The sequence below is a fragment of the Amycolatopsis sp. lyj-112 genome, from assembly GCF_046549055.1.
GTDB lineage: Bacteria > Actinomycetota > Actinomycetes > Mycobacteriales > Pseudonocardiaceae > Amycolatopsis.
Map to the genome: position 1 here is coordinate 44861 of NZ_JAJPWS010000018.1, position 25124 is coordinate 69984.

At 69.9% G+C, this 25124-nt stretch carries 22 protein-coding genes and 1 pseudogene; 10 read left to right on the forward strand and 13 right to left on the reverse strand.

What is annotated here, in order from left to right; genetic code table 11:
• Positions 1-12: 12 nt before the first annotated feature.
• Positions 13-1062, reverse strand: a complete 1050-nt coding sequence (locus ACLJRL_RS36720; protein ID WP_410660990.1) for an NAD(P)-dependent alcohol dehydrogenase — start codon at positions 1060-1062, stop codon at positions 13-15.
• A gap of 88 nt (positions 1063-1150) precedes the next feature.
• Between ACLJRL_RS36720 and ACLJRL_RS36725 the strand changes: the two genes are divergently transcribed.
• Both ACLJRL_RS36725 and ACLJRL_RS36730 read left to right on the forward strand, forming a co-directional pair.
• A complete protein-coding gene (locus tag ACLJRL_RS36725; RefSeq protein WP_410660991.1) occupies positions 1151-1753 on the forward strand; it encodes a TetR/AcrR family transcriptional regulator in 603 nt (200 codons plus the stop codon).
• Positions 1754-1843: 90 nt separating this feature from the next.
• Positions 1844-3217: an MFS transporter gene (locus ACLJRL_RS36730; protein ID WP_410660992.1), complete on the forward strand. Its 1374-nt coding sequence runs from the start codon at positions 1844-1846 to the stop codon at positions 3215-3217.
• Between the two features lie 72 nt (positions 3218-3289).
• Here the strand turns inward: ACLJRL_RS36730 and ACLJRL_RS36735 are convergent, their stop codons facing one another.
• The 5 genes from ACLJRL_RS36735 to ACLJRL_RS36755 form a co-directional block, all read right to left on the reverse strand.
• Positions 3290-3751 carry an ATP-binding protein gene (locus ACLJRL_RS36735; RefSeq protein ID WP_410660993.1) on the reverse strand — a complete coding sequence of 154 codons (462 nt, stop codon included), beginning with the start codon at positions 3749-3751 and terminating at the stop codon, positions 3290-3292.
• A gap of 109 nt (positions 3752-3860) precedes the next feature.
• Entirely contained in the window at positions 3861-4472 is a 612-nt protein-coding gene (locus ACLJRL_RS36740; protein ID WP_410660994.1) for a TetR/AcrR family transcriptional regulator, read from the reverse strand.
• A 6-nt stretch (positions 4473-4478) separates the two neighbouring features.
• Entirely contained in the window at positions 4479-5318 is an 840-nt protein-coding gene (locus ACLJRL_RS36745; protein WP_410660995.1) for a class I SAM-dependent methyltransferase, read from the reverse strand.
• A gap of 87 nt (positions 5319-5405) precedes the next feature.
• The gene (locus tag ACLJRL_RS36750) at positions 5406-6791 is read right to left on the reverse strand and encodes a sensor histidine kinase (protein WP_410660996.1); all 1386 of its coding nucleotides are present in this window, start codon (positions 6789-6791) and stop codon (positions 5406-5408) included.
• Positions 6788-7471, reverse strand: a complete 684-nt coding sequence (locus ACLJRL_RS36755) for a response regulator transcription factor (RefSeq protein ID WP_410660997.1) — start codon at positions 7469-7471, stop codon at positions 6788-6790. The genes ACLJRL_RS36750 and ACLJRL_RS36755 overlap by 4 nt, the downstream gene beginning before the upstream one ends.
• A 160-nt stretch (positions 7472-7631) precedes the next feature.
• Between ACLJRL_RS36755 and ACLJRL_RS36760 the strand changes: the two genes are divergently transcribed.
• Both ACLJRL_RS36760 and ACLJRL_RS36765 read left to right on the forward strand, forming a co-directional pair.
• Positions 7632-8360, forward strand: a complete 729-nt coding sequence (locus tag ACLJRL_RS36760) for an ABC transporter ATP-binding protein (RefSeq protein WP_410661080.1) — start codon at positions 7632-7634, stop codon at positions 8358-8360.
• A complete protein-coding gene (locus tag ACLJRL_RS36765) occupies positions 8360-10792 on the forward strand; it encodes an ABC transporter permease (RefSeq protein ID WP_410660998.1) in 2433 nt (810 codons plus the stop codon). Before ACLJRL_RS36760 ends, ACLJRL_RS36765 begins: the two co-directional genes overlap by 1 nt.
• A 190-nt stretch (positions 10793-10982) precedes the next feature.
• Here the strand turns inward: ACLJRL_RS36765 and ACLJRL_RS36770 are convergent, their stop codons facing one another.
• The gene (locus tag ACLJRL_RS36770) at positions 10983-11477 is read right to left on the reverse strand and encodes a hypothetical protein (protein ID WP_410660999.1); all 495 of its coding nucleotides are present in this window, start codon (positions 11475-11477) and stop codon (positions 10983-10985) included.
• 243 nt (positions 11478-11720) lie between these two features.
• Here ACLJRL_RS36770 and ACLJRL_RS36775 point away from each other — a divergent pair, with 243 nt between their 5' ends.
• Complete coding sequence (locus tag ACLJRL_RS36775) at positions 11721-12461, forward strand: carbonic anhydrase family protein (RefSeq protein WP_410661000.1); 741 nt, start codon at positions 11721-11723, stop codon at positions 12459-12461.
• Positions 12462-12535: 74 nt separating this feature from the next.
• Positions 12536-12976, forward strand: a complete 441-nt coding sequence (locus tag ACLJRL_RS36780) for a hypothetical protein (protein ID WP_410661001.1) — start codon at positions 12536-12538, stop codon at positions 12974-12976.
• Here ACLJRL_RS36780 and ACLJRL_RS36785 read toward each other — a convergent pair.
• The 4 genes from ACLJRL_RS36785 to ACLJRL_RS36800 form a co-directional block, all read right to left on the reverse strand.
• Positions 12948-15860 (reverse strand): BTAD domain-containing putative transcriptional regulator, encoded by a 2913-nt coding sequence (locus ACLJRL_RS36785; RefSeq protein WP_410661002.1) that lies wholly within the window; start codon positions 15858-15860, stop codon positions 12948-12950. The two genes, ACLJRL_RS36780 and ACLJRL_RS36785, sit on opposite strands and share 29 nt — an antisense overlap.
• Before the next feature lie 23 nt (positions 15861-15883).
• Entirely contained in the window at positions 15884-16549 is a 666-nt protein-coding gene (locus ACLJRL_RS36790) for a response regulator transcription factor (protein WP_410661003.1), read from the reverse strand.
• Entirely contained in the window at positions 16546-17721 is a 1176-nt protein-coding gene (locus ACLJRL_RS36795) for a sensor histidine kinase (RefSeq protein ID WP_410661004.1), read from the reverse strand. The genes ACLJRL_RS36790 and ACLJRL_RS36795 overlap by 4 nt, the downstream gene beginning before the upstream one ends.
• A gap of 119 nt (positions 17722-17840) precedes the next feature.
• Positions 17841-18212, reverse strand: coding sequence for an MmcQ/YjbR family DNA-binding protein (locus ACLJRL_RS36800; protein WP_410661005.1), 372 nt, complete (start codon positions 18210-18212; stop codon positions 17841-17843).
• Between the two features lie 32 nt (positions 18213-18244).
• Between ACLJRL_RS36800 and ACLJRL_RS36805 the strand changes: the two genes are divergently transcribed.
• The 4 genes from ACLJRL_RS36805 to ACLJRL_RS36820 all read left to right on the forward strand — a co-directional run bounded on the left by ACLJRL_RS36805 (position 18245) and on the right by ACLJRL_RS36820 (position 22528).
• A complete protein-coding gene (locus ACLJRL_RS36805) occupies positions 18245-18433 on the forward strand; it encodes an NPCBM/NEW2 domain-containing protein (RefSeq protein WP_410661006.1) in 189 nt (62 codons plus the stop codon).
• A 146-nt stretch (positions 18434-18579) separates the two neighbouring features.
• Complete coding sequence (locus tag ACLJRL_RS36810) at positions 18580-19794, forward strand: SGNH/GDSL hydrolase family protein (protein WP_410661007.1); 1215 nt, start codon at positions 18580-18582, stop codon at positions 19792-19794.
• 59 nt (positions 19795-19853) lie between these two features.
• Positions 19854-21239, forward strand: a complete 1386-nt coding sequence (locus ACLJRL_RS36815) for an FAD-binding oxidoreductase (RefSeq protein ID WP_410661008.1) — start codon at positions 19854-19856, stop codon at positions 21237-21239.
• Positions 21240-21265: 26 nt separating this feature from the next.
• Positions 21266-22528, forward strand: a complete 1263-nt coding sequence (locus ACLJRL_RS36820; protein ID WP_410661009.1) for a class I SAM-dependent methyltransferase — start codon at positions 21266-21268, stop codon at positions 22526-22528.
• Between the two features lie 19 nt (positions 22529-22547).
• Here the strand turns inward: ACLJRL_RS36820 and ACLJRL_RS36825 are convergent, their stop codons facing one another.
• Together ACLJRL_RS36825 and ACLJRL_RS36830 are read right to left on the reverse strand one after the other, a co-directional pair.
• Positions 22548-24158 (reverse strand): thiamine pyrophosphate-binding protein, encoded by a 1611-nt coding sequence (locus ACLJRL_RS36825; protein ID WP_410661010.1) that lies wholly within the window; start codon positions 24156-24158, stop codon positions 22548-22550.
• A pseudogene (locus ACLJRL_RS36830) lies at positions 24155-24930 on the reverse strand (cyclase family protein). Before ACLJRL_RS36830 ends, ACLJRL_RS36825 begins: the two are co-directional and overlap by 4 nt.
• Between the last annotated feature and the right edge of the window lie 194 nt (positions 24931-25124).

Here is a 25124-nt window from a genome sequence, read left to right on the forward strand (position 1 = left end):
CGCCCCAAGGATTCACGCGCCGATAGTCGCCGCGTCGATGACGAACCGGTAGCGCACGTCGCTGTTCTCGACCCGGTCGTAGGCCACGTTCACCTGGTCCGCCGAGATCGTCTCGATCTCCGCGCCGATCCCGTGCTCGGCACAGAAGTCGAGCATCTCCTGGGTCTCGGCGATGCCGCCGATCATCGACCCGGCGAGCACCTTGTTCCCGCCGAGCAGCGAGAAAGCGTTGTAGGACAGCGGTTCGCCGGGAGCGCCGACGTTCACCATCGCCCCGCCGACCCGCAGCAGGCCGAGGTAGGAGTCGACCGGCAAGGTCGCCGAAACGGTGTTGAGGATCAGGTCGAAGCGCCCGCGCAGCGACTCGAACGTCGAGGCGTCACCGGTCGCGAAGTAGTCCTTCGCGCCCAGCTTCAGACCGTCCTCCTGCTTCTTCAGGCTCTGGCTGAGCACCGTGACCTCGGCGCCCATGGCGACCGCGATCTTGAGCGCCATGTGGCCGAGCCCGCCGAGGCCGACGACGGCGACCTTCTTGCCCGGTCCGGCGCCCCACCGGCGCAGCGGGGAGTAGGTGGTGATGCCCGCGCACAGCAGCGGCGCGGCGACGTCGAGACCGATCCCTTCGGGGATGCGGCAGACGAACCCGTCCTTCACGACGACCTGGCGGCTGTAGCCGCCGTAGGTGTTCTCGCCGTCGAAGCCGACGCCGTTGTAGGTCTGGATGTTGCCCTTGACGCAGAACTGCTCGGTGCCCTCGAGGCAGTACTGGCACTCGCCACAGGAATCGACCATGCAGCCGACCCCGACACGGTCGCCGACCTGGTACTTCGTCACCGCGGGACCGACCGCGGCGACGACGCCGGCGATCTCGTGGCCCGGCACCATCGGGAAGATCGCGGTGCCCCAGTCCTCCTTCGCCTGGTGGATGTCGCTGTGGCAGATACCCGCGTAGGCGATGTCGATCAGCACGTCGTCCGGGCGCAGGTCGCGGCGCTCGATCGTCGTCGGCGCCAGCGCGGCCCCCGGGGACGGCGCGGCGATGGCGTGCGTGGTCGTGCTCATGAAACCCTCCGTGGAACGATGACCTATGTAAGATGTCTCTTACATCAAGAGTAAGAGGGCACTTACATATTCCGCGACCCGGGACGGTGTGATCCACGACATGGGCGGCAAGTACCACCACGGCGACCTGCGTGCCGAACTTGTCCGGGTCTCCCTCGACCTCATCGCCGAACAGGGCCCGACGACGTTCTCCGTCGCCGAAGTCGCTCGCCGCGCGAAGGTCAGCCCCGGTGCGCCCTACCGGCACTTCCCCGGCAAGGAGAGCCTGCTGGCAGCGGTCGCGGCCGCGGTGGCGGACCAGCTGGCGGACCGCGTCCACGACGCCATCGAGGCCGAGACCGAACCCGTCGCCGCGCTCGCCGCGGCCGCCGGGGCGTACACGCGCTACCTCATGGAGCGCCGCGCCGGGATGAACATCATCTACGCCGACGGCCTGCAGGGCCCGGAACACACCCTGCTGCACGAACAGACCCGGCGCCTCACCGACCAGTTCCTCATGCTCTGCCTCAGCGTCGCCGACCAGCCGCAGGACGGGCTCGAACTGATGGAGCAACTCTTCACCCAGGCACACGGCTACGGCACGTTCTATCTCGACGGCGTCTTCACGAAACAGGGCTATTCCACGGACGTCGTCGTCCGGAAGTCGGTCGAAGCCGCCCGCGCCGCCATCGAAGGCCGCGCGAAAATGTGACGTGATTCACGTCTGATTTGTCCGATTACCGGGGGTCCCCGCGTCGGCAGGATGCGAAGCGCAAACCACTCCAACAACGAGGAGAAGCGCGTGAGCATCGAGCAAGACGTCGGATCGTGGCGAGAACTCGGCCGCCATACGAGCACCGCGGTGATACTGGCGGGCGGCGTGCTCGTCGGCGCCGTCAACATCTATGTGGCGGCGAGCCTGCTGCCGACGGCGATCCGCGACATCGGCGGGGAAGCGTTGTACGCGTGGAACATGACCGCGTTCCTGGTCGCCCAGGTCGTCGCGACCCTGCTCGTGGGCCGGTTTCTTTCGCGGTACGGCGGCAAGGGTTCCTACTTGATCGGCTTCGGCGTCTTCGCCGCCGGTTCGGTGCTGTGCGCGGTGAGCCCCTCGATGCCGGTCCTCCTCGTCGGCCGCGGGGTCCAGGGACTCGGCGCCGGCCTGTTGACCGGTCTGGGTTTCGCGATGATCCATTCCGCGCTGCCACAGCGGCTGTGGGGCCGCGGGAGCGCCCTGATCTCCGCGATGTTCGGGGTCGGCAACTTCGCGGGACCGGCGCTCGGCGGTTTCTTCGCGCAGTTCGGCTCGTGGCGGTCCGCGTTCGTCGTCCTGGCGGTCGTGGCCGCGGCGATGGCGGCCTTCGTGCCGTGGGCACTCCCCCGCGGTGAACGCGCGGGCCACACGGCGCCGGTGCCTGTCGTGTCCTTGTCCCTGGTCGTCGGGGCCGCCGGCGCGGTGAGCGTCGCCGGGATCCTCGCCGACGAGGTCGCGATGGCGGCCTTCATCGCACTGGGTCTCGCTTTGGTGGCCGCGTTCCTGGTGGTGGAGAAACGCGCGAAGACGGGCGTGCTGCCCCGGTCGGCGTACCGGCCGGGCTCACGGCTGCGCTGGATCTACCTGACCATCATGGTCCTGGCGTCCGGGGTCGCCGTGGAGACCTTCCTGCCCTTGTTCGGCCAGCAACTGGGCGGCCTTCCGCCCGCCGCGGCGGGTTTCTTCGCCGCCGCGCTGTCCTTGGGCTGGTCGGTGAGCCAGATCTTCAGTGCCTCGGTCCGCCGGGTCGGCACGGTCCGGCGGCTCGTGGTCGCCGGCCCGGTCTGTCTCGCCGTCGGATTCGCCCTGCTGGGCCTGCTTCAGAACGAGGACCCGCCGCTGCCCGTCGTCCTCGCTTGGCTGCCCGTGCTCTTCCTCGGTGGCGCGGGAATCGGCATCGCCATGCCGCATCTGTCCGTCGCGGCGATGACCTCCGCCCCGGACGCTGACGAAGGCCGGAAGGCCGCCGCCTCGATCGCGACGATCCTGACGATGTCGACCGCGTTCGGCGCGGCGGTCGCCGGCCTCCTGGTCAACCTGGGGGCGCCGTCGCTGGTCACGTCGGCGAGGTGGTTGTTGTTCGGCTTCGCCGCCATTTCGGCGTTGGGCCTGCTCACCGCGCGGCAGGTGACGCGGGACTAAGAGTGGTTTGGTCCGTGAGGGCCACCTTGAGGGACTCTGAGTCCCTCAAGGTGGCCCTCACGGACCTACAAATCAGTATTTCGTTCGGCTCGCCCGTACGCGCGGGAGCGCTTCCGGGCAGCCGCCGTCGCAGCGGATATGCGCCCAGACGATCTTTCCGCCGCCCACGTGTTCACGCCGGACGCCCCACTGCACGGCCACCCCGTCGACGACCAGGAGCCCGCGTCCGCGCGGGTCCTCGATCTCCGAACGGCGTGCCCGCGGCTGTTCGACGCTGACGTCGACGACCTCGATGCGGACCGCGCACGGGGATACCCCGCGCCAGAGCTGGATGTGGCGTGCCCCGCCGCCGTGCACGTAGGCGTTGGCGACTAGTTCGGTGGCGGCGAGCAGAACGTCGTCACGGTGGCCTTCGCCGAGATCGGCCAGGCATCTCGCGGCCCAGGCGCGCATTTCCGGCAGCATGCGTGGTGTCGTGGCCTGCAGATCCAGTACCCACGTTCCCGGAACCGGATGCTCCGCGATGCTGATCATGGCGGCACCCTCCCCGTCACGCGACCTCTCCGCTCAAGTCGCACGTGTGGGTTACCCAGAACACCTGACGATCAACCCCGGCGGCGTCGTGACGAGGACAACACCGAGGTCAGCGGACCGCGATTCCTTCGAGCAGGGTGGCGATCACCGCGTCGATCCCTGGCGAGGTGACCACCTTCGGACCGTGGGGAAACAGGCCGGAGAGCACGGTTTCGTGGCAGACACCGACCAGCATCGCCGTGGCCGCCTCGACATCGCCGGAGAGCCTGCCGAGTTCCCGTTCCGCACGAAGGTATCCGGCGAGGCGATCGCGCCAGCTTTCGCCGTCTTCGGCCGCCTCATCGAACCGCGCGAGGACCGCGGGCTGCGCGAGCAGCCCGGCGAACGCGGGCAGGATCTCTTTGTGCAGAGCCAAACCGTAGGCGAGCTGCGCGCGAAGAGTGGCCTCGACCGTACCCGAGCCTGGAGCGGGCAGCTCACCGAGACCGTTTTCGACGTCCCGCACATGCGCTGCCAAGGCGTTGGCCAGCAACTCTTCCTTGTCGGCGAAGTGGTTGTACAGCACGCCGTCGGCGACGCCGGCCTCGCGCGCGATCGCCCGCACCGTGAGCCCCGCGGTGCCCTGTGCGGAAATCAGCTTCGCGGCCGTGTCGATCAGGTGTTCGCGCAGGTTTCGCCCGGCTTCGCCGTGGCGCAGGACCGCCGCTTTTCTCGGTGACATCCGGGCTCAGTCCAGTGCCGACGCCGTGACCAGCCACGCGGCGCCACGCAGCCGGACGCCGTCAGGGCCGTCGAAAGGTCGCAGCGCCGCGGAAAGCGCCTTCCGCGCTCCATCCGCGGCTTCGTCCTCGACCTGGTCCAGGTGGTACTTGACCGGCCCCCAATCCGCGATGAACCCGGCCGCGTCCGGTACGTCGCTTCCCCAGACCTGCTCGGCCTCGGCGCGCGTACAGGTGACGTCCCGGAATCCGGCGCCGGTCAGCACCGAACGGATCCGCTCGGGGTCGGCGAACGACGTCGGCCCGGTGCCGTCCGCGCCGGTGGGTGTCGGCAGGAACGGTGCCAGGGAACCGAAGACGGCGCCGAGGTCGGTTCCGGCGAGTTCGGTCATGCACAGGAACGCGAGCCGCCCGCCCGGCCGCAGCGCACGGTGCACGTTGGCGAACGCGGCGACCGGGTCGGCGAAGAACATCACCGCGAACCGGCTGAGCGCGACGTCGAAAACGCCTTCCCCGAACGGGAAGACCTGGACGTCACCCTGCTCGAACGCCACGTTCCCGACGCCCTCGGCCTCCGCCCGAGCGCGAGCGGTGGCCAGCATCGGCTCGGAAAGGTCGATTCCCGTCGCGTTCCCGAGCGGGGCACGACCGGCGGCGAGCCGGGTGACCTGGCCGTTCCCGCAGCCGATGTCCAGCACCCGGTCCCGTTCGCCGATCCCGGCCGCGCCGAACAGGGACTCGTTGAATCCTCCGTTCACCGCGTCATAACGCTGGTCGTGGGCTGCCCAGTGCCGCCCTTCGTACCCGTTCCACGCCTCCGCCTGCGCGGTGTTGACGATGCCGGACATCCGAGCCTCCTCATTATGAACACGTGTTCATGAACGTGTGTTCATACTGGAGGAGGCTGCCCGGACCGTCAAGGACGGGTACTGCGATCAGTCCGCGATCGGCAGCCTGGCGACCAGCCGCGCGCCCGTCTCACTGTCTTCCACTCGCAGCGAGCCACCGTGCCGGATGGCGATATCGCGAGCAAGGGTGAGCCCCAGCCCCGTCCCGCCCGCGTCCCGCGCACGAGCGTCGTCGAGCCGGGCGAACCGGTCGAACACGCGCTCACGATCGGCGGCGGGAATGCCGTGACCGTCGTCGATCACTTCGAGAACGGCCTCCCGCCCCTCGCGCCGGAGCCTGACGGTGACGGACGAGCGAGCGTGCCGCACGGCGTTGTCGACGAGGTTGCGCAGCAGGCGTTCGAGCTGGACGGGTTCGCCGGGCACCGGAACCGGTCCGTCCACATCGGACACGACGGCGGGCCCTTCCGGTTCGAGCGCGCGTTCGGCGACCTGCTCCCCCACCACGTCGGCCAGGTCGACGACGCCGGCCGGCTCCGGAACCTCGGCCGGGTCGACGGCCAGCTGCAGCAGATCCGCCGTGATGCGCTGCAGGCGCTGGACGTCGAGCAGCGATCGCCGGGCGACGGCGGGCCAGTCCGCGCGATCGGCGTGGGTGAGCGCGACCTCCAAGCTGGTCCTGAGGTTCGCGAGCGGGCTGCGCAGTTCGTGGCTGGCGTCGGCCACGAACCGTTCCTGCTGGGCGTGCGCCTGCTGCAACCTGTCGAGGGTCGCGTTCGTGGTGGTGGCCAGCCTGGCGATCTCGTCGCGAGACGGGGGCACCGGCACCCGGCGGTCCAGCCTGCTCCCGCTGACCTCGGCCAGTTCCCGCCGGATCGCCTCCACCGGCCGCAGCGCCCGGCCGGCCGCGAACCACGCGACCAGCGCGGTGACCAGCACCGCGAGCGGGACGAAGAACACGAGCGTGTCATCGAAGGTCTTCAACGTCCGTAAGACGTCCCAGGGCAGCACGAACACGTAGAGCGTGACCCGGTTCTGGCCGACGTCGACGACCCGGCCCACCACCGTGTACTCGCGGTATTCGCGCCACTGTGGATGGTCGCCCGGCTTCAGCGTGGCCTTGGTGGTGACCGACCAGTCCGACGGCGCCCCGGCGGGAGCGGGCGGCAGCGACGTCCACGCGGGGTCCCAGCGGCGCAGGTTCTCGCTGCCGGCCACCGGCCGCCCGGCATCGTCGACCACCTCGAACAGCGCGTCGCCGGAGAGCACGGCGGCCGGCGCCCGTTGGCCGGCCCGGTAGGCGTCGGCCATCCGTTCCAGCTGGGTTCGCGTCTCGCTCACGGCGCTGTCCGAGAGCTGTTTGCTCAGGAACTCGCGCGTGCCCAGCCAGCCGAGAATGAACACGACAGCACAGAGCAGCGCGGCCGAGAGCGCGGTGCTCCGCCGCACCGAGGACGGCCACCACCTGGTCATGCGGAGTCCCCGTCGGCGACCAGCCGGTAGCCGGCGCCGCGCACGGTGGCGATCGTGCGCCGCCCGAACGGCGCGTCCAGTTTGCGCCGCAACGCGCTCACGTAGACCTCGACGATGTTCGGATCACCCCGGTAGGCCAGATCCCAGACTTGTTCGAGGATGTCCTGTTTGGTGACCAGCTGCCTGGCGTGCCGCAGCAGGCATTCGAGTACCGCGAATTCCTTCGTGGTCAACGACACCTGCTGCCCGGCCCGGCGGCAAGTCCGTTTCGCGGGGTCGAGCACGAGGTCGCCGAACTCGAGGAAACCGGACGAACCCGCGGCACCCCGGCGGGTGAGAGCGCGCAAGCGCGCGGTGAGCACCACGTACGAGAACGGCTTGCTCAGGTAGTCGTCCGCGCCGGTGTCGAGCGCCTCCGCCTCGTCGTACTCACCGTTCTTCGCCGTCAGCATGAGGATCGGCGTGGTCACCCCGCGTTCCCGCAGCGCCGCGCAGACCCGGTAGCCGTTGAGCTTCGGCAGCATGATGTCGAGCACGATCACCTGATACGGGTACAGCTGCGCGAGTTCGAGTCCTTCGAGGCCGTCGTGGGCGAGGTCGATCGCATAGCCGTCGGCCTCGAGTCCCCATTGGAGGGTCTCGGCCAACCGCCTTTCGTCTTCCACCACGAGCACGCGCATGACTCCGATCCTCCCAGATCACCCTTGCGCTACCTGAAGCGTTCTTCAGGTTGTTTCAGGAACCGTTCAGGTGAACCCCGCCATGATCACCGTGACTTATCGGATCGGTTCGGGGAGCTTGAAAATGGACACAGCGCATTCGGCGCACTCAGTGGACACAGTGGACGGTCACGCCGCGGGCGCGGCGGACGTCGTCAAGGTCTACGGCCGGGGAGACACCGCGGTACGGGCGCTGGACCACGTGTCCCTCGCCTTCCCGCGCGGGCGGTTCACCGCGATCATGGGGCCGTCCGGTTCGGGCAAGTCGACGCTCATGCACTGCCTCGCCGGTCTGGACACCGTGGACGGCGGCCGGATCCGCATCGGACGGACGGAACTCACCGGGCTCTCCGACGCCGCGCTGACCAGGCTGCGGCGCGACCGGGTCGGATTCGTGTTCCAGTCGTTCAATCTCCTGCCGACCATGACCGCCGAGGACAACATCCTGCTCGGTCTCCGGCTCGCGGGCCGCCGTCCGGACGCGGCGTGGTTCGACACCGTCGTCGACACGCTGGGCCTGCGGCAGCGGCTGCGGCACAAACCGGGTGAACTGTCGGGCGGCCAGCAGCAGCGGGTGGCGTGCGCCCGCGCCCTCGTCGGCAGGCCGGACGTCGTGTTCGCCGACGAACCCACCGGGAGCCTCGACTCGCGTTCCGGCGCCGAAGTGCTCGGCTTCCTGCGCACGTCGGTCCGCGAACTCGGGCAGACCGTGGTGATGGTGACCCACGACCCGGTGGCGGCTTCCTACACCGATCACGGGGTACTGCTGGCCGACGGCCGGGTCGCGGCGCAGATCCCGCGCCCGACCGCTGACGCCGTCCTCGGCGCGCTCACCGGTCTGGGGGCGTGATGCTGCGAACCGTGCTCGCCGGGTTCAAGGCCCGGCCGCTGCGGCTGCTGCTGTCGGCCATCGCCGTCACCCTCGGGGTGACCTTCGTGGCCGGCTCGTTCGTCCTCACCGACGCTGTCGGCGCCGGTCTGCGGGAGGCGGTCGCCTTCGAAACCCGGGGGGTGGACGCGTCGATCGACGCGTCGCGCGGCGCCGAACTCGACGACTCGGTACTGGAGAAAGTCCGCCACGTTCCCGGCGTCGCCGCCGCGGACGGCCGTGCCACTGTCAGCGCGCCGGTGCTCGATCCCGCGGGGCGGCCCAGGGACGCCGCCGCGACCGCGTCGGGCACCGACTCGGGCCTGCGCCCCTACGATCTCGTCGACGGCCGTTTTCCGGACAGCGCGGGGGAAATCGCGATGGAACGGAACAGTGCCGAGGGCTTTTCGCCGGGGCAGGCAGTGACCGTGTTCGACGAGGCCGGTGGCCGGCATTCCTTCACCCTCACGGGCAAGTTCAGCCGTCCCACCGATTCGGGTCTCGGCGGAGCGAACCTGGTGGTGACACAGGAGGCGTTGCGCAGGCTGGATCCGTCCGCGACCTACGGCGAGATCGTCGTGCGCGCGGCTCCGGGCGTCAGCCAAGCCCGCCTTGTCGCGGATCTGAAGAAGTCCTTGGACAGCAAGGGAATCACCGTGTCCACCGGCAAGGAATCCGCTGCTCGGCTGCTCCGCGAAACAGCACCGAACGCGGCGGGGATGGCGAAGTTCTTCACCGCCTTCGCGGTGCTCGCGATGGTCGTCGCCGCGATGGTGATCACCAACTCGTTCACCATCCTCGTCGCGCAGCGGGCGCGGGAACTTGCGCTGCTCCGCTGTGTCGGAGCGGGTAAGCGGCAGGTCTTCACCAGCGTGCTGGCCGAGGCGGCGGTGGTGGGTGCGATCGCTTCCGTCGCCGGACTGTTCGGCGGGCTCGGCGTCGCCGCCGCGCTGCAGGCCGTCTCGGGCCAGGAGAACGTCTACCTCCCGCTGACCACCCGGACGGTGGTCGCCGCGGTGGCGATCGGCGTCCTGGTGACGTCGCTCGCGGCGGCGATCCCCGCGTGGTCCGCGACCCGGGTCGCCCCCGTCGAAGCGCTCAGGACACCGGTCGAAGGCCGGTCGGCGCGAGCCGGACGACCCCGCACGATCATCGCCGCCGTCCTGCTCGCCGCCGGTGTCGGCTTGGGCGTACTGGCACTGCGGGCGGAGACGGAAGACGGTGCCGCACTGGCCGTCGCGGCGATGGTCGCGCTGCTCGGCGCGACACTGGCCGCCGGTCCGCTGGTGGCGGGCCCGGTGGTGCGAGCGCTGGGCACCCTCGTGCCCGGGCAGCCCGCGAAACTGGCCGCGCTCAACGCCGACCGCAACCCCAAGCGCACCGCCGCCAGCGCCGCCGCACTCACCATCGGGCTCGCCGTCGTCGCGCTCGCCAGCACGGTGGCGGCCGGCGTCGAGGCCGGTCGGAGCCGCGGTCTCGACGAGCAGCTGGCCGCCGACTTCACCGTCACCTCGGCGCTCCCCGCCCGGCCCCTGCCCGCCACGCTCGCCGACACCCTCTCGACGGTGCCCGGCGTCGCCGCGACCACGACCCGCCGGTCGTTCTCGGGCGACCTGGGCAGCTACGGCACGTACCAGTTGACCGCTGTCAGCGGCGACCTCCTGCGTCCATCGGTGCTCTCCGGGCGGCTCGACCGGCTCGGCCCCGGCCAAATCGCGATCAGCAAGACGCTCGCACAGGAAACCGGGCTCGCGGTCGGCGACACCGTCCGGGACCTTCGGGTCGTCGCGGTCTACGACGGCGTCGACGCGCCCGGTGTCGATCTCGGGTTCGCCCTGGTCGACATCGGGCAGCAGCAGGCGATCGCTCTCGGCGACCAGAGCTACGACGGGAGCGTGCTGGTCAAGCTCGCCGCCGGAGCCGACCCCTCCCAGGCCCGGAGCGCGCTGGAGAAGGAGTTGTCCGGGACGCCGCTGGCGAAGCTGAGCAGTCTGGCGGAACTCAAGGAGGAGGCGTCCGCTCCGCTGAGGGAGACCCTGAACCTCATGTGGGCGCTGACCGCGCTGGCCGTGCTGATCGCCTTCGCCGGGATCGCGAACACGCTGACGCTGTCGGTCCTGGAACGGACGCGGGAATCCGCGCTGCTGCGCGCGCTCGGCCTCACGCGAGCCGGACTCGGTGCCGCGCTGACGGTCGAGTCGGTTTTCGTGGCGCTGCTGGGCGCCGCGTGCGGGTTGCTCGTCGGCATCGGCTCGGCGTGGCTGATCACCGAGGTGGCCTCGGGCGGCGGTGAGCCGATCATGTTCGCGCCGCCGTGGGGTCGCTTGGGAGTGCTCCTGGGAGCCGCGGTCCTGGCGGCTCCGCTGGCCGCCCTGATTCCGGCGCGACGAGCCGGCCGAAGCCCTCTCCCCTAACCGCATTCAGAGGACTAAACGCCCCGTGTCGTCCGTCTGGACACGCGTGTCGTCCCTGCAGTCACGCGACACCGCCGTCCGCGCACCGGCCAGCAGAACCACCACCCGCTACCTCAACACTCTTGCCTAACGACCCGAATCACTCACGACCACCAGCACCGATCGGCGCTCCTCTTCGTCCCGCGATTCGCTAAGGGCAGTGCGGCGGCAGCCACCCGGGCGTGGTCACCACCTGCTCGGGCGGCACCGTCATCTGCGACGTCCGGGGCCCGAAGCCGAACCCGACGAGCCCACCAGGGCAGACGCGGACGGCACCGGGCCCGCCTTGCGTCCGGGATTCACGCCAGGCAAGGGGATCCACGCCGGCCCGCCACACCTTCCAGAACGGCGCGCCGTCCCGATGGCCGGTACACGGATCGGCCTCGGGCAGGTCTTCGACGCGGCACACGTAGCCGGATTCGCCGTATGGCCCGGTTCCGCTCCCGAGGCGCACCGCGAGACCGGAGCGCTCGAGCGCGGTCCTGGCGTCTCCGGGTGAGCCGGGCACGCATCGGACGAGGACCTCGCCCCCGAGGTCGGCGGCGACCGTCACCCCTTCCGCGCCCTCGCAGGCGCCGGATCGCGGAACCGGTTCGACAGCGGGAAAGAAGGCCACCAGGAAGATCAACGCAGGCAAGATCGACACGCTCCGGATACTACGGGTGTCGACCCGGATGCGTACAGTAAAGCTTTCGCGGAATGCCGACGTAAATCACTCTCCGTTTCGTACGAAAGGAGAGAATGTGTCTTATTTTGCCCTACTCAGGGGACTTGCGCATTTTCCGATGCAGGCAAAAGATGTGTTCTTCTCGCGCGCACCACCCAATGGGGTGATGCCGACTTTGTCCGGATGATCACAGTTCATTCGGGTCCTCGAAAGGTTCAGAGCGTGACGCGCAGGCGCCTTACCGCATTCGTCGTTCCCCTCGCCCTCGCCGGATTCCTGCTCACCGCGGGCGGTACCACCGCCCAGTCACGGCAGCCGTCCCAGAGCCCTGTCGACATTTCTCCCGGCGCGATCCGGTTCGATCCCGGCCAGCCCGAGCTCACCATCTCCTACAGCCACTCGGATCTGGACCTCGAATACGTCCGAAAGGATGCGGCGGCTTCCGACGGATGCAGTACGAGAAATCACGAAGAAACCGAAGAAGCCGTGGTCAGACCCGGCACCGGGCACGTCACCCTCGCCGGCGTCCGCTATGAACTCGAGCAGTTCCATTTCCACACCCCGTCCGAACACCGTTTTCAGGGCCGCGCGGATCCACTGGAAATGCATTTCGTACACCGGAGCGCCGCCGGGAAACTGCTGGTGATCGGCGTGCCGTTGCGCGCGGGCGCGCATTCCACGGTGGACGACGTCCTGGCGAAACTGGCGCCGGAATGCGGCGAGACGGTGGCGCTGGAGGACTTCGACCTCAACTCTCTGCTCCCCCGCAACCGCGGCACGCTCCGCTACAACGGCTCGCTGACGACGGCGCCGTTCACCGAGGGGGTCCAGTGGTTCCTGATGTCCGAGCAGACCGTCGCCCCGGCGACGATCGCGCGGTTCCAGGGGCTGTTCAGCGGCGGAAATGCCCGCGCGCCGCAACCGCTCAACGGGCGGCACCTCACGGCGGTGCCCCAGACCTGAGACCCGTTTCATCGGGATTTCATGGCTCCGCCCTACCGTCCGTCCTCAATGGATCGGTCGATGAGGAGGCATGGATGAGCCCGGCAAGGCGGACTCCCTTCACCACGGTGGCGCCGCGGGATCCCGCGGCGAGTCCCGGCGAACGGGACGGGAGCCTCGGGCCGGGCTGGAGCTGGGCGGCGTTCTTCGAGCCTTGGGCGACCGGGCGACCCTCGCCCAAGTACCGGTGGACGCTGTTCGAGACCGCCGCTCAGGCCATCGACGACCTCCGGCGCTGCCTCGACGACGGCAGCGTCGGTTCCCGCGGGGCCCTTTGCTCGTCCGTGCTTCGGACGCGCGGGGCACCGCGGGAACTGGTGCTGTGCGACGAAGCGAACTGGGCTTGCGTCGTCCACGAGGTCCGCGACGGGGTGCACGTGACCGACGCCGGCGACGCCTACTTCGCGCGCTGGCGGACGGCGATGAACGGCCGCCGCTTCGAGATCCTCAACGCAGGTGTGCCGACGGTCTGGTGAGGTTCAGGCCTTCCAGCGCGCGGGTGCGCTGCAAGGACTGATCCTCGGGTCCGGTGGCGGTGAGCACCCACTCGAACTGCTCCCGCGCACCCGCCGGGTCGCCCGCGGCGAGATGGGTGTGGCCGAGCCGGTTCCGGATCTCGGTCTCCATCCCGATGATGGTCTCCTCGGTGACCGCGGTCAGCGCGCGCCGCTGGAGTTCGAACGCCTTGCCGAGATTCCCGAGTTCCAGTTCCGCGCTGCCCAGCCGGGCGAGGCTGGTCGCCGCCAGCAGCGCGTCCGTCGTCTCCTCGGCCAGTTCCGCGGCACGCCGGAGATCCATCGCGGCCTCGGCGAACATGCCGAGGTCGAGCCGGACCGTGCCGATATGGCACAGCGTCCTCGCCCGCATCCCGGGACTGCCGATCTCCTCGCTCAGCTCATGAGCGCGTCCGAGGTGGCCGAGTGCTTCCTCGTAGTCCCCGTTCAAGTAGGCGAGATAGCCGAGCGCGGACAACGCCCGTTCGGCGAGCCAGCCGTCCCCCACCTCCTCGGCCAGGATCATCACCTGCCGCATCCCGGGGAACGCGAGATCGTGCCGTCCCGCGATCAGGTCCACCATGGTGAGCCCGCCCAGCGCCCGCGCCTCCACCCCGCGGTCGCCTGAGGCCTGGCCGGCCAGCAGGGCGTCGTCGAACCACCCGCGTGCCTGGTCCAGGTGCCCCTGCATGCCGTAGGAGTAGCCGAGGCAGAAACGCAGCGACGAGACCATCCGTTCGTCGGCGGCCTGTTCGGCGAGCGGCAGCGCGATCTCCAGCGCCGCCCGGGATTCGTGGTACCGCTCCTGCCGGGCGAGGTAGTCGACGAGCGCCTCGGCGATCGAGCAGGCGTAATCGTCCAGCCCCGCCTCGGCGGCCTGGGTGACGACGTCGGGCAGTTCGCCCGCGAGATCGAGCCAGGTCGCGGCGACCCGTTGCCCGGTGAAGGGCCCGCCATCGGCCTCGACCGGGAACCGGGCGACGCCCCATTCGCTCGCCCGGCGCGCGGCGCTCAGGTACAGCCCGAACACTCGCTTCCGTGCCGCTTCCACGACTTCGGCGGGTTCGTCACTCGCCAGTCTTCGCGCGTACACGGCCACCAGATCGTGCAACCGGTACCGGCCGCTCGCCGGTTCCTGCAGCAGGCTCGCGTCGACGAGGCTCTCCAGCCCGCGTTCGGCCTCGGCGGGTGAGCAATCCAGCAGAGCGGCCACCGAGAGCCTGTCGAACTCCGGCGTCGGCGACAGGCCGAGCACGCCGAACGTGCGCTGCTCGGCGGGCCGAAGCTGCTCGTACGACAGTTGCAGCGCCATCTCGACACTGCGGTCCTCGGCGGTCAGCTCGCCGAGCCGCCGCTCGTCGTCCGACATCCGGTCCACCAGGTCCTTGAACGTCCACATCGGACGGTTCTGCAACCGGGCGCCGGCGATCCTCAGCGCGAGCGGCAACCGCCCGCACAACCCGGCGAGCGCGCGCACGGCGAACCGCTCGCCCTCCGCCCTCGGCTTCCCCACGATCCGGCCGAGCAGCCGTTCCGCGGCGTCGAGACCCAGCGCGCCGAGGGAGACCCGGCGATCGGTGTCCAATCCGGACAGTCGCCGCCTGCTGGTCACCAGTACCTTGCTACCGGGCCCGGCCGGCAGCAGCGGCCGCACCTGCCCCGCCGACTCGGCGTTGTCGAGCACCAGCAGCAGCCGCAGCTGCGCGGTCGCCGCCCGCCACGACGCGGCCAGTTCGTCGAGATCGTCCGGCATCGCGCCGTCTTCGACGCCGACAGCGCGGAGCAGCCGCCGCAGCACGCGTTCCGGAACCACCGGGTCGCGGCCTTCGGTGTGCCCGTGCAGATCCACGAACAGCGCACCGTCCGGATAGGACTCGCGGAGCAGATGCGCCGCCCGCACCGCGAGCGTCGTCTTGCCCGCTCCCGCGACACCGTCCACGGCGTCGACCGAAACCGCCACCGGGTCGGCACTGTCGACGAGCAGCGCGAGTTCCCGGTCGCGCCCCTCCAGCTCACCGATGGTGGCGGGCAGTTCGTTGCGGACGCGGCGCGGCGTCTCCCGGCGCTGCGCGACGCCGAGCAGCGCGTCGTCCCCGCGCAGCACCGCCTCCTGCATCTGGCGAAGTTCCTCGCCCGGCTCGACGGCGAGCTGGTCCACCAGCCGCTCGCGGACGTCGGTGAACACCTCCAAGGCCTCGGCCTGGCGCCCGCCGCCGTAGAGGGCGCGCATGAGCAGCGCGGCCAGCGGCTCGCTCGGCGGATCGGTCGAGACCAGCGCGGACAGCTCGCCGATCACCTCGTCGAACCGGCCGAGTTTCAGCTGTGCCTGCAGTTTCCGGCGCAGCAGCAGGAGTTTGCGTTCCTCCAGCCGCCTCCGCTCGCCTTGGACGAACGCGCCGGGCAGGCCGGTCAGCGGCTCACCGTGGAACAGCTGGAGCGCGTCCGCGAAGGTGTCCACCGCGGCCATGAGATCGCCGGCTTCCTCGGCCGCGGCGGCGGCGACGGCGACCTCTTCCAACCGGGCCACGTCCAGCCGCACCCCGCCGCTGGCGAACCGGTAGCCGCCGCGGTCGGAGACGATCACCGAATCCCGCGGCCGCTGCCCGGAGGTGTCCAGGCACTGCCGCAGGCGCCGGACGTAGACCGGCAGCACGTTCGACTCCGGCGGCCGCTCCCACAGCCCGTCGGTGAGTTCCGCTTGGCTGACCGTCACGTCCGGGCGCAGCAGCAACGCGGCCAGCACGGCCTGCTGCCGGACCGGACCGAGGTCCAGCCGGGTGTCTCCCTGCCAGGCCCGCAACGGGCCGAGCACCTCGAACCGAAGCCGCGAATCCGGCATCGTCCCCATCACTCCCCCGTCCCCCATCACTCCCCCATCGTTTCGCATGGCTAGCCCGGCACCACGATCCCGTGATCGAACGCATAGACGATCGCCGCGGCTCTGTCCCGCAACTGCAGCTTGGTGAAGATCCGCCCGATGTGGCTCTTCACGGTCACCTCCGAGATCACCAGCGCCGCGGCGATCTCCGCGTTGGTCAGCCCGCGGCCGACCGCTCGGAGCACGTCCTGTTCGCGTGGGGTCAGCAGCTCCGGCGAGAGCCCGGAGCGGCCGTCCCCGGCGGCCTGCCGGTAGGTGGCGAGCACCCGGGAGGTCACCCCCGGGTCGAGCCAGGCCTCGCCTCCGGCGACCACACGCACGGCCCGGATGAGGTCTTCGGCCGAGGAATCCTTGAGGACGTAGCCCGCCGCGCCGGCACGCAACGCGTCGGCCAGCAGCCGGTCGTCGTCGAAGGTGGTCAACGCGAGCACCGGCGGATGACTACCGGACCGCCGCAGCCGCCTGGTCGCTTCGACCCCGCCGACGTTCTTCATCCGCAGGTCCATCACGACGACGTCGACCTCGTGCGCGGCGAGCGCCGCGGGCACCTCCGAGCCGTCGCCGCATTCCCCCGCGATGACGAACCCGTCGCGGCGCCGGAGGATGCGCCGCAGCCCGGACCGGGCCAGCTCCTGGTCGTCGACCAGCAGGACCCGGACCTCCACGGCCGCGGTCATGACGTCACCGCCCGGGTTCCCGGCACGCTGACCTCCACGACCCACTGCCGCCCTTTCGGCCCGGCGCTGAGTTCGGCGCCGAGCTGGGTCGCCCTGGCGGCCATCCCCGCCAGGCCGGACCCGTCGTCAGACGATCGCCGGACCGTGGCGGGCAGGTTGTTGCTGACGGTGAGCCGGGCACCGGTCGACCCGGCGCGCAGCCGGACCTCCGCGGTCGCGCCGGGCGCGTGTTTGACTACGTTGACGAGAGACTCCTGCACGATCCGGTAGAGACCCAATCCTTCCGAGGCGCCGACGTGGGCGAGGTCGCCGTCCTGCGTATAGCGCACCTCGAGCCCGGCGACGCGGGTCCGTTCGACCAGCGTGGCGATATCCTCCACGCCCGGCAGCGGGCTGCTGCCCGAGGGGGTGTCGGCGAGGAGGCCGACGGTGCGGCGGACGTCGGCCATCGCCGACCGGCCCACCTGTTCGGCCTCGGTGAGCGCCTCGATCGCCTCGTCGACGTCGCGATCCTGCTGTAGCGCGTGCCTCGCCCCGGTCAGATGCAGCAGCGTGATGCTGAGCGAATGCCCGACGATGTCGTGCACCTCACGGGCGATGCGCTGCCGCTCGGCCAGCATCGCCTTGTCCCGGGCGACGTCGCGTTTACCGCGTTCGGCCTCCAGCACGCGGGTGTACCAGCGGACCACGAGCCCGCCGCTGAGGCCGAGCAGGATCGCGACCATGTACACCGGCCCGCCGATCAGCCCGCCCCAGATCCCCGCCACGACCAGGACCGCCTCGGACAGGAAGACGGTCACGACGATCCCCAGCGTCGTCTTCAGGACACTGCCCGCTTCGGTGGCCGCGACCAGCAGCAGCAACGGCGCGAAATCCGGGAGTACGGGCTCGATGAGCAGGGTCGAGGCCGCGGCGATCAGTGCCGCCATCCGCACCCACGGCACGATCCAGCCGGTGGCGACCCAGATCAGTGACGGCGCGATCACGAGCAGCCCGGCCAGTGCGAGCGGCCGCGGCGAGAACAAGGCATCCCTTTGCAGCAACGCGACCAGCGTGAACACCACACTCACCCCGGTGGCGCACAACGCTCCCCACCACGGCAGGCTCAACCCGGCCCGGGTGAGACTGACCTGCACCCGTGCCCGGAACCGGTCACGCAAGATCTCCAGCACCACCTCAGCCTAGGAAGTGGCGTCCGGCCCGTCATCCTGCGGCGGTCGGCACCCGTCTCCGCCCACGGTAGGAGGCCCGGCGAGCACGGCCGGATGAAATCCCGATGAAACCCGCCGGGTCACTCCTGGCTGAGCGCGACCCACTTCAGCTTCTCCTGCTCCCGTTTCGGCAGGCCGGCGACAACGAGGTCATAGGAGTCCTCGATCATCTCCCGGACGAAGTCGCCGGTGAGCGAGCCGTCCAGTTCGACGGTGTTCCAGTGCTGCTTGTTCAGGTGATAGCCGGGAATGATCGCCGGGTGCTCCGCCCTCAGCTGGACCGCCAGTTCGGGGTCGCATTTGAGGCTGATCCGCAGCGGCTTCGCCTTCAGCGGGCCGAGCGCGAAAACCTTGCCCGCGACCTTGAACACGCTGGTGCCCTCGTCGAAAGGGAACTCCTCGCGAGCGCCGGGCAAAGCGAGGCAGAGCTTCTTGAGAGCGGCGGGCTTCATCCGCTCAGCCTAGCGCGATCGGGCGAATCACTTTGTCCGCGATAGTCCGGGAACGGCGTCGGACTGGAGGTTGCGAAGGGCATCGGCGTGCACGCGCCGTCCGAGCTGTCGGTCTACTTAGGACCGTCGACACCACCGGCGTCCGGATGCTCAGCCTGCGGGTGACCGACGGCGGCGATGGACGGAACTTCGATCACGCCGATTGGGCGGAGGCTCGCTGACATGCGCCTGAAGGACCACAAAGCGGTACTTTCCGACGCACGACACTAGAGGACTAACCGCGGCAGCCCGCCAACCGCGACTCCCGGGGGTGATCAGTTCCATCCGGCGGATACCGTTCGCCGGAAAGCGCTGTCATGATCGAGGGATGAAACGCCTTCTGGTGGCAGTGATCTTGCTTTGGGGAGCGGTTCCGAGCGCGACGGCCGTCTCCGCGGCCCCTGCGGCGCCCGATTTCGGGTACACGGCGGCCGGTTGGGTGGGCACGTGGGCGTCGTCGCCCGCGGCCGGGGTCGCCGGCACCGAAAACGGCTATCCGAACTTCTCGATCCGCAACATCGTGCACACCAGCGCCGGCGGGCGCGAGGTGCGGGTGCGGCTGTCCAACGCGTTCGGCCGCACCCCGGTGCTGTTCGGCCACGTGACCGTGGCCGTCGCCGCCGGGCCGGACACGCCGCAGGCGGTCCCCGGCACGATGCGCACGCTGACCTTCGGCGGCGACCGCGAGGTCACCGTGCCGGCGGGCGCCGACATCCTCAGCGACGGCGCCGCGCTGAACGTGCCCAGGGACGGCGACCTGCTGGTGACCACCTACACGCCGACACCGTCCGGGCCGGTCACCCACCACCCGCTGGCCATGCAGAACTCGTACTTCACCCGTGACGGCGACAAGGCCGCCGACGAGTCCGCGACGGCGTTCCCGGAGCGGACCGCGGTGTGGCACTACGTGTCCGGAGTGGACGTCAAGGCACCCGGCCTGCGCGGCAGCGTCGTGGCGCTCGGCGACTCGATCACCGACGGCGCGGCCTCGACCTGGGGCGGGAACCTGCGCTGGCCCGACCAGCTGGCCGACAAGATCAACCGCGACCTGGGCGTGCTCAACGCCGGGATCAGCGGGAACCGCCTCCTGCTCGACGGCGGCGGCTACGGCGTCAACGCGCTCGCACGGCTCGACCGCGACGTGCTGAACCAGTCCGGCGTGCGGACGGCGATCGTGTTCGAGGGCATCAACGACATCCAGCAGACGCCCCACCAGACCGATCCGAACAAGATCATCTCGGCGCTCAAGCAGATCGCCACCCGGGCGCACGACCAAGGCCTGCGGGTGCTCGGCGCGACGATCACCCCGTGGAAGGGCTGGCGTTCGTACACCCCCGAACTCGAGGGGACACGGCAGGCGGTCAACCAGTTCATCCGGACCAGCCGGCTGTTCGACGGGTACATCGACTTCGACGCGGTGATCCGCGATCCCGCCGACCCGCAGCGGATGAAGGCGGAGTACGACTCCGGCGATCACCTCCACCCCGGGGACAAGGGATTCACCGCGATGGCGAACGCCGTCCCGCTCCACAAGCTTCGGTAGAGATATAAGAGCTGCGCGACGCGGTTTCGTGGGGCACGATGAACTGATGGCGATCAGGAATGACTAGCGGCGAGGACGGCAGACGGGCTACGGCCCGTCTGGTCCGCTTCGCTGAGCACGAAACCCGCGCCGAGGAGCTCCGGCGGCAACTGGCCGGGATCCACGGCACGATCCGGCTGGCGAAACGGACGTCGAACCTCTTCCGGTCCAGGGCGGCGACCAGTACGCCCGGACTGGACGTCTCGGGGTTCACGCACGTCCTGGACGTCGATCCGCTGGCGCGGACGGCCGACGTCGAGGGCATGGTCACCTACGAGCAGCTGGTCGACGCGACACTGCCCCATGGGCTGATGCCGCTGGTCGTCCCGCAGCTCAAGACGATCACCCTGGGCGGCGCGGTGACCGGCCTCGGCATCGAGTCGTCGTCGTTCCGCAACGGCCTCGCCCACGAGGCCGTCCTGGAGATGGAACTGCTCACCGGCGACGGCCGGGTCGTGCTCGCCCGGCCGGACAACGAGCACAGCGAACTCTTCCACGGCTTCCCGAACTCGTACGGCACGCTCGGCTACGCGCTGCGACTGAAGATCGAACTCGAACCGGTCAAACCGTACGTGCGGCTCGACCATGTCCGGTACGACGACACCGAGGAATACTTCGCGGCGCTCGACGAGGCCTGCCGTGCAGGGTCGGCCGACTTCGTGGACGGGACGATCTTCGGGCCGGGCGAGCAGTACCTGACCCTGGGCACCTTCACCACCTCCGCGCCCACGCCCAGCGATTACACCTGGCTCGACATCTACTACAAGTCGATCCGGGAACGCGAGACCGACTACCTCAGCGTCCGGGACTACCTGTGGCGCTGGGACACGGACTGGTTCTGGTGCTCGCGGGCGTTCGGCGTCCAGAGCAGGCTCCCCCGGCTGCTGATGGGCAGGCGGTTGCTGCGGTCGTCGGTCTACTGGAAGGCGGTCGCGCTCGACCGCCGGTTCGGGATCGCGGCGAAGATCCTCAAGCTGCGCCGGCTTCCTCCCGAAGAGACCGTGGTCCAGGACATCGAGGTGCCGCTGGCGCGCGCCGCCGAGTTCCTGGACTTTTTCCGCCGCGAGATCCCGATCAGCCCGGTCTGGATCTGCCCGCTGAAGCAGCGGCCCGGCGGGGTGAACTCGCCCCTCTACGAACTCGACCCCGAAACGCTGTACGTCAATTTCGGGTTCTGGTCCGCGGTGCCGCTGGCTCCCGGCGAGCCCGCGGATACGCACAATCGGCTGATCGAGGCCGAAGTGACGAAACTCGGCGGGCGAAAGTCGCTGTACTCCGACAGTTTCTATGAGGAAGAGGAATTCTGGCGGCTGTACAACGGTGACGCCTATTGGAAACTGAAGACGGCTTACGACCCGGACGGCCGCCTGCTCGACCTGTACGCGAAATGCGTGCGGCGGCGGTGATCCGGCCAGGCAGAAGAGAGACGAACATGGCTGAGACGACGCCTGTCGGCAAGATCTTCGAGCGGTTGCTCGGTGCGAGCGCCGAAGTATCGATCACCGCCTACGACGGCAGTACGAGCGGCCCGGCCGACGCACCGGTTTCGATACAGGTGCGCTCGCCGCTGGCCTTGACGTACCTGATGTCGTCGCCCGGGGACCTCGGTCTCGCGCGGGCCTACGTGTCCGGCGCGCTCGATGTGGACGGTGACCTCTACTCCGCTCTCCGCGCGCTCGTGGCGCAGGTCGATCAGCTCAGCGCCGCCGACCGCGTGTGGCTGTTGCGCCATCTCGGGCCCGCGCACCTGCGCCGCGTCGCCCCGCCCGCCGAGGAACTGCCGAGCCGCTTCAAGCGCGGCTTCGACGGGTTGCGGCATTCCAAGGCGCGCGACAGCAACGCGATCTCGAACCACTACGACGTCTCGAACCGGTTCTACGAACTGGTACTCGGCCCGTCGATGGCCTACACCTGCGCCGCGTTCCCGTCCGCCGACGCCTCGCTGGAAGAGGCGCAGGAGCACAAGTTCGACCTCGTCTGCAAGAAACTCGGCCTGAAACCGGGGATGCGGCTGCTGGACGTCGGCTGTGGCTGGGGCGGCATGGTGGAACACGCCGTCCAGCACTACGGCGTCGAGGCGCTGGGCGTCACCCTTTCCCGGGAACAAGCGCAGTGGGCGCAGAAGGACATCGTCACCAAGGGGCTCGCGGACCGGGCCGAGGTGCGGCACCTCGACTACCGCGACGTCACCGAGACGGACTTCGACGCCGTGTCGTCGATCGGGCTCACCGAGCACATCGGCGCGCGGAACCTTCCGGCGTACTTCCGTTTCCTCGCGGGGAAGCTGAAGACGCACGGGCGTCTGCTGAACCACTGCATCACGAACCCGGACACCTCCGTCGCGCACCGGTCGCGCGGGTTCATCGACCGCTACGTGTTCCCCGACGGCGAACTGGAATCCGTCGGCGAGATCACCACGGCCTTCCACGACAGCGGTCTGGAGGTCCGGCATTCGGAGAACCTCCGCGAGCACTACGCCACGACCCTCGCCGGGTGGTGCGCCAACCTCGACGAGCACTGGGACGAAGCCGTCGCCGAGGCGGGAGCGGGCCGGAGCCGGGTCTGGGCGCTGTACCTGGCCGCGTGCCGTCTCGCGTTCGAACGCCGGGAGATCGAACTGCACCAGGTGCTCGGCGTCAAAACCGGCCCGGACGGCGACTCGGAGATGCCGTTGCGGCCGGACTGGGGCGTGTAGGCCTTCTCACTTCGGGGATTCAGTGGCTGAAGGCTTCGGCGAGCCACCACGAGCCGCCGTCGCCGGCGATCTTGGCGTCGACGACGAGCGGCGCGGCGCGTGGCCCGCCGAGCCATTCGCCGACCGCGGTCAGGTCCTCGACCGACCGCACGGTGATCCCGGCGCAGCCGAAGCCGCGGCCGATCGCCGCGATGTCGGTGTCGGGGAACCGGACGGTGGTCATGTCGGCGTCGCCGAAGTGGTGGATCTCGGCGCCGTACGCTGCGTCGTTGTAGACGATCACGACGAGCGGGATTCCCAGCCGTACGGCGGTTTCCAGTTCGGAGAGAGCCATGTGGAAGCCGCCGTCGCCGACCCCGAGCACCGGCAGCCTGTCCGGCTGGGCCAGTGCCGCGCCGATCGCCGACCCCAGGCCGAGCCCGACGCATTGGAACGCCTGGGTGAAGCAGAAGCCGTTCTCGTCGGGGACGGACAGGTACGCGCTCGGGTAGCCCATGAAGTTGCCGGAGTCGATCGAGACGACACGTTCGGCCGGCAGGATCTCGTCGAGCCGCCGGCTGAGCGTGCGCGGATCGATCCGCCCGTTCCCGGACAGATCGTCATACGGGACGTCGTTCCAGCGTGCCGCCACGGCGATCCTGCCCTGGCCCTGGTGGCCGCGCCTGCCGAGTTCGGCATGGACGTCTTCGGCGGTGCTCGTGACGTCGCCGACGACGCCGAGGTCGATCAGCCGGTGGGCGCCGAGCGCGGCCTGCTCGACGTCGACCTGGACCAGCCGGGCGTCCGGGCCGAGGAGCCTGCCGTGCCGGGTGGTCCACCCGTTCAGCGCGCAGCCCCAGCCGATCACGAGGTCGGCGCCGCCGATGAGGTCCGCCGCGGCCGGTGACGAGAAGCCGCCCGAGATCCCGATCGAGAAGGGATCGCCGTGGAAGAGCCCGTGCGCCACCGCCGAAGTCGCCAGCAGCGCGCCGGACCGCTCCGCGAGGGCTCGGAGCGGCGCCGAGCTTTCCCGGGCTCCGCGACCGGCGATGAACACCGGCCGCCGCGCCGCCACGAGCAGGTCGGCCAAAGCCGTCACCGCCGCGGCGTCCGGCCGGATCGGCGCCGGACCTGGTACTTCCGGTACCGAAGCGGCTTCGGGGGCGTCCTGGGCTTGGACGTCGAGCGGGAGGTTGAGCAGGACGGTGCGGCGCCCCTGCACCGCCGTCCGGTAGGCACGGACAGTGTCGGCGACCGCGGTGACGGAGCCGTGGACGCGTTCGGGCACGGCGCCGACGGCGGTGGCGAGCGCGTCCTGGTCGACGCGGAAGTTCGACAGCACGGCCGAAGCGGCGGTGTCCGCGGTCAGCACGATCATCGGGGTGCGGCTCTTCGCCGCTTCGGTGATCCCGGTGATCGCGTTGGTCAGACCGCAGCCCTGGTGAAGGCTCAGCACCGACACGCGGCCGCTCATCCGGGCATACGCGTCGGCCATACTCGCCGCGCCGCCCTCGTGCCGCGCCGCGACGAACCGCACCCCACCGGCCCGTAACCCGTTGGTGGCCTCGAAATTGCCGCTGCCCACCACTCCGAACGCGGCTCCCGCACCGAGTTCCGCGAGTGTCCGGCCGACCAGTGTCGCGACGTTCATCCCCGTTCGACCAGCGCGTACACCCGGGCGGGCTGCCGGAACCGCCGACGATCGGGAGCGGACTGACGATCAGCACGGAACCGGTGGCCGGCAGGCTCGCCAGGTTCTGCAACTGCGTCAGGCCGTGTTTTCCCGCGCCCAGAAGGAGTTCGTGGCACGGGAAGGCGGGTTCGAGGCCCAGCGCCTGACCGGCGTCGGTCCCCACGGTCTCCACGCCGAACCCGGTGATCGGTGCCTCCTCCGCGAGCCAGCGGGCGCAATCCGCGGCGATTCCCGGCGTATGCGGACCATTCTCGTCGTTGTTGAGGAAGGCGTCCTGATCGTGCGAATGCGCGTCCCAGCCCGTCCGGTACAGCAGCCAGCCGCCGTCGGGCAACGGCCCGTGCTCGCGCTCCCACTCGCGGATGTCGTCGATCGACAGCAGATAGTCCGGATCCTCGGCCGCGCGAGCGGAGGCGTCGAGCACCACCGCCGGCGCGACCAGCGTCCGCAACGGCACCTCGGAGACGTCGTGACCGTCCTTTCCGGACAGCCAGTGCACCGGAACGTCGAGGTGGGTGCCCGTGTGCTCACCGGTGTGGATGTTGTTCCAGTACCAGCGCGGCCCGCGCTCGTCGTAGCGGCTGATCTCCTCGAGCCCGAACGGGATCGTGTTCGAGAACGGCTCCGGAAGCTGGAGTACCGGCGTCGTCTCACTCAGCGGGGCGGTGAGGTCGACGACCTCGACCGTGCCGGTGGTGATCGCGGTGGTGAGCTGGGCCAACAACGACATTTGCCTGCCTCCCGGATGTGACTGCGGTGTCCCAGCGATCACCTTAGGCCGGTTCCGAGGCGGGGGAAGCGGCCGTTGCGGCAGGTTTCGGGCGCTTTGCGGTCTGACCGGGCGGTTGCGGCCGGGCTGATGTCGCGGGACTGTATCGGCTCCGCGGTAAGGACCTGTGTGGAAATAGGGACGTTGAGTGTCCC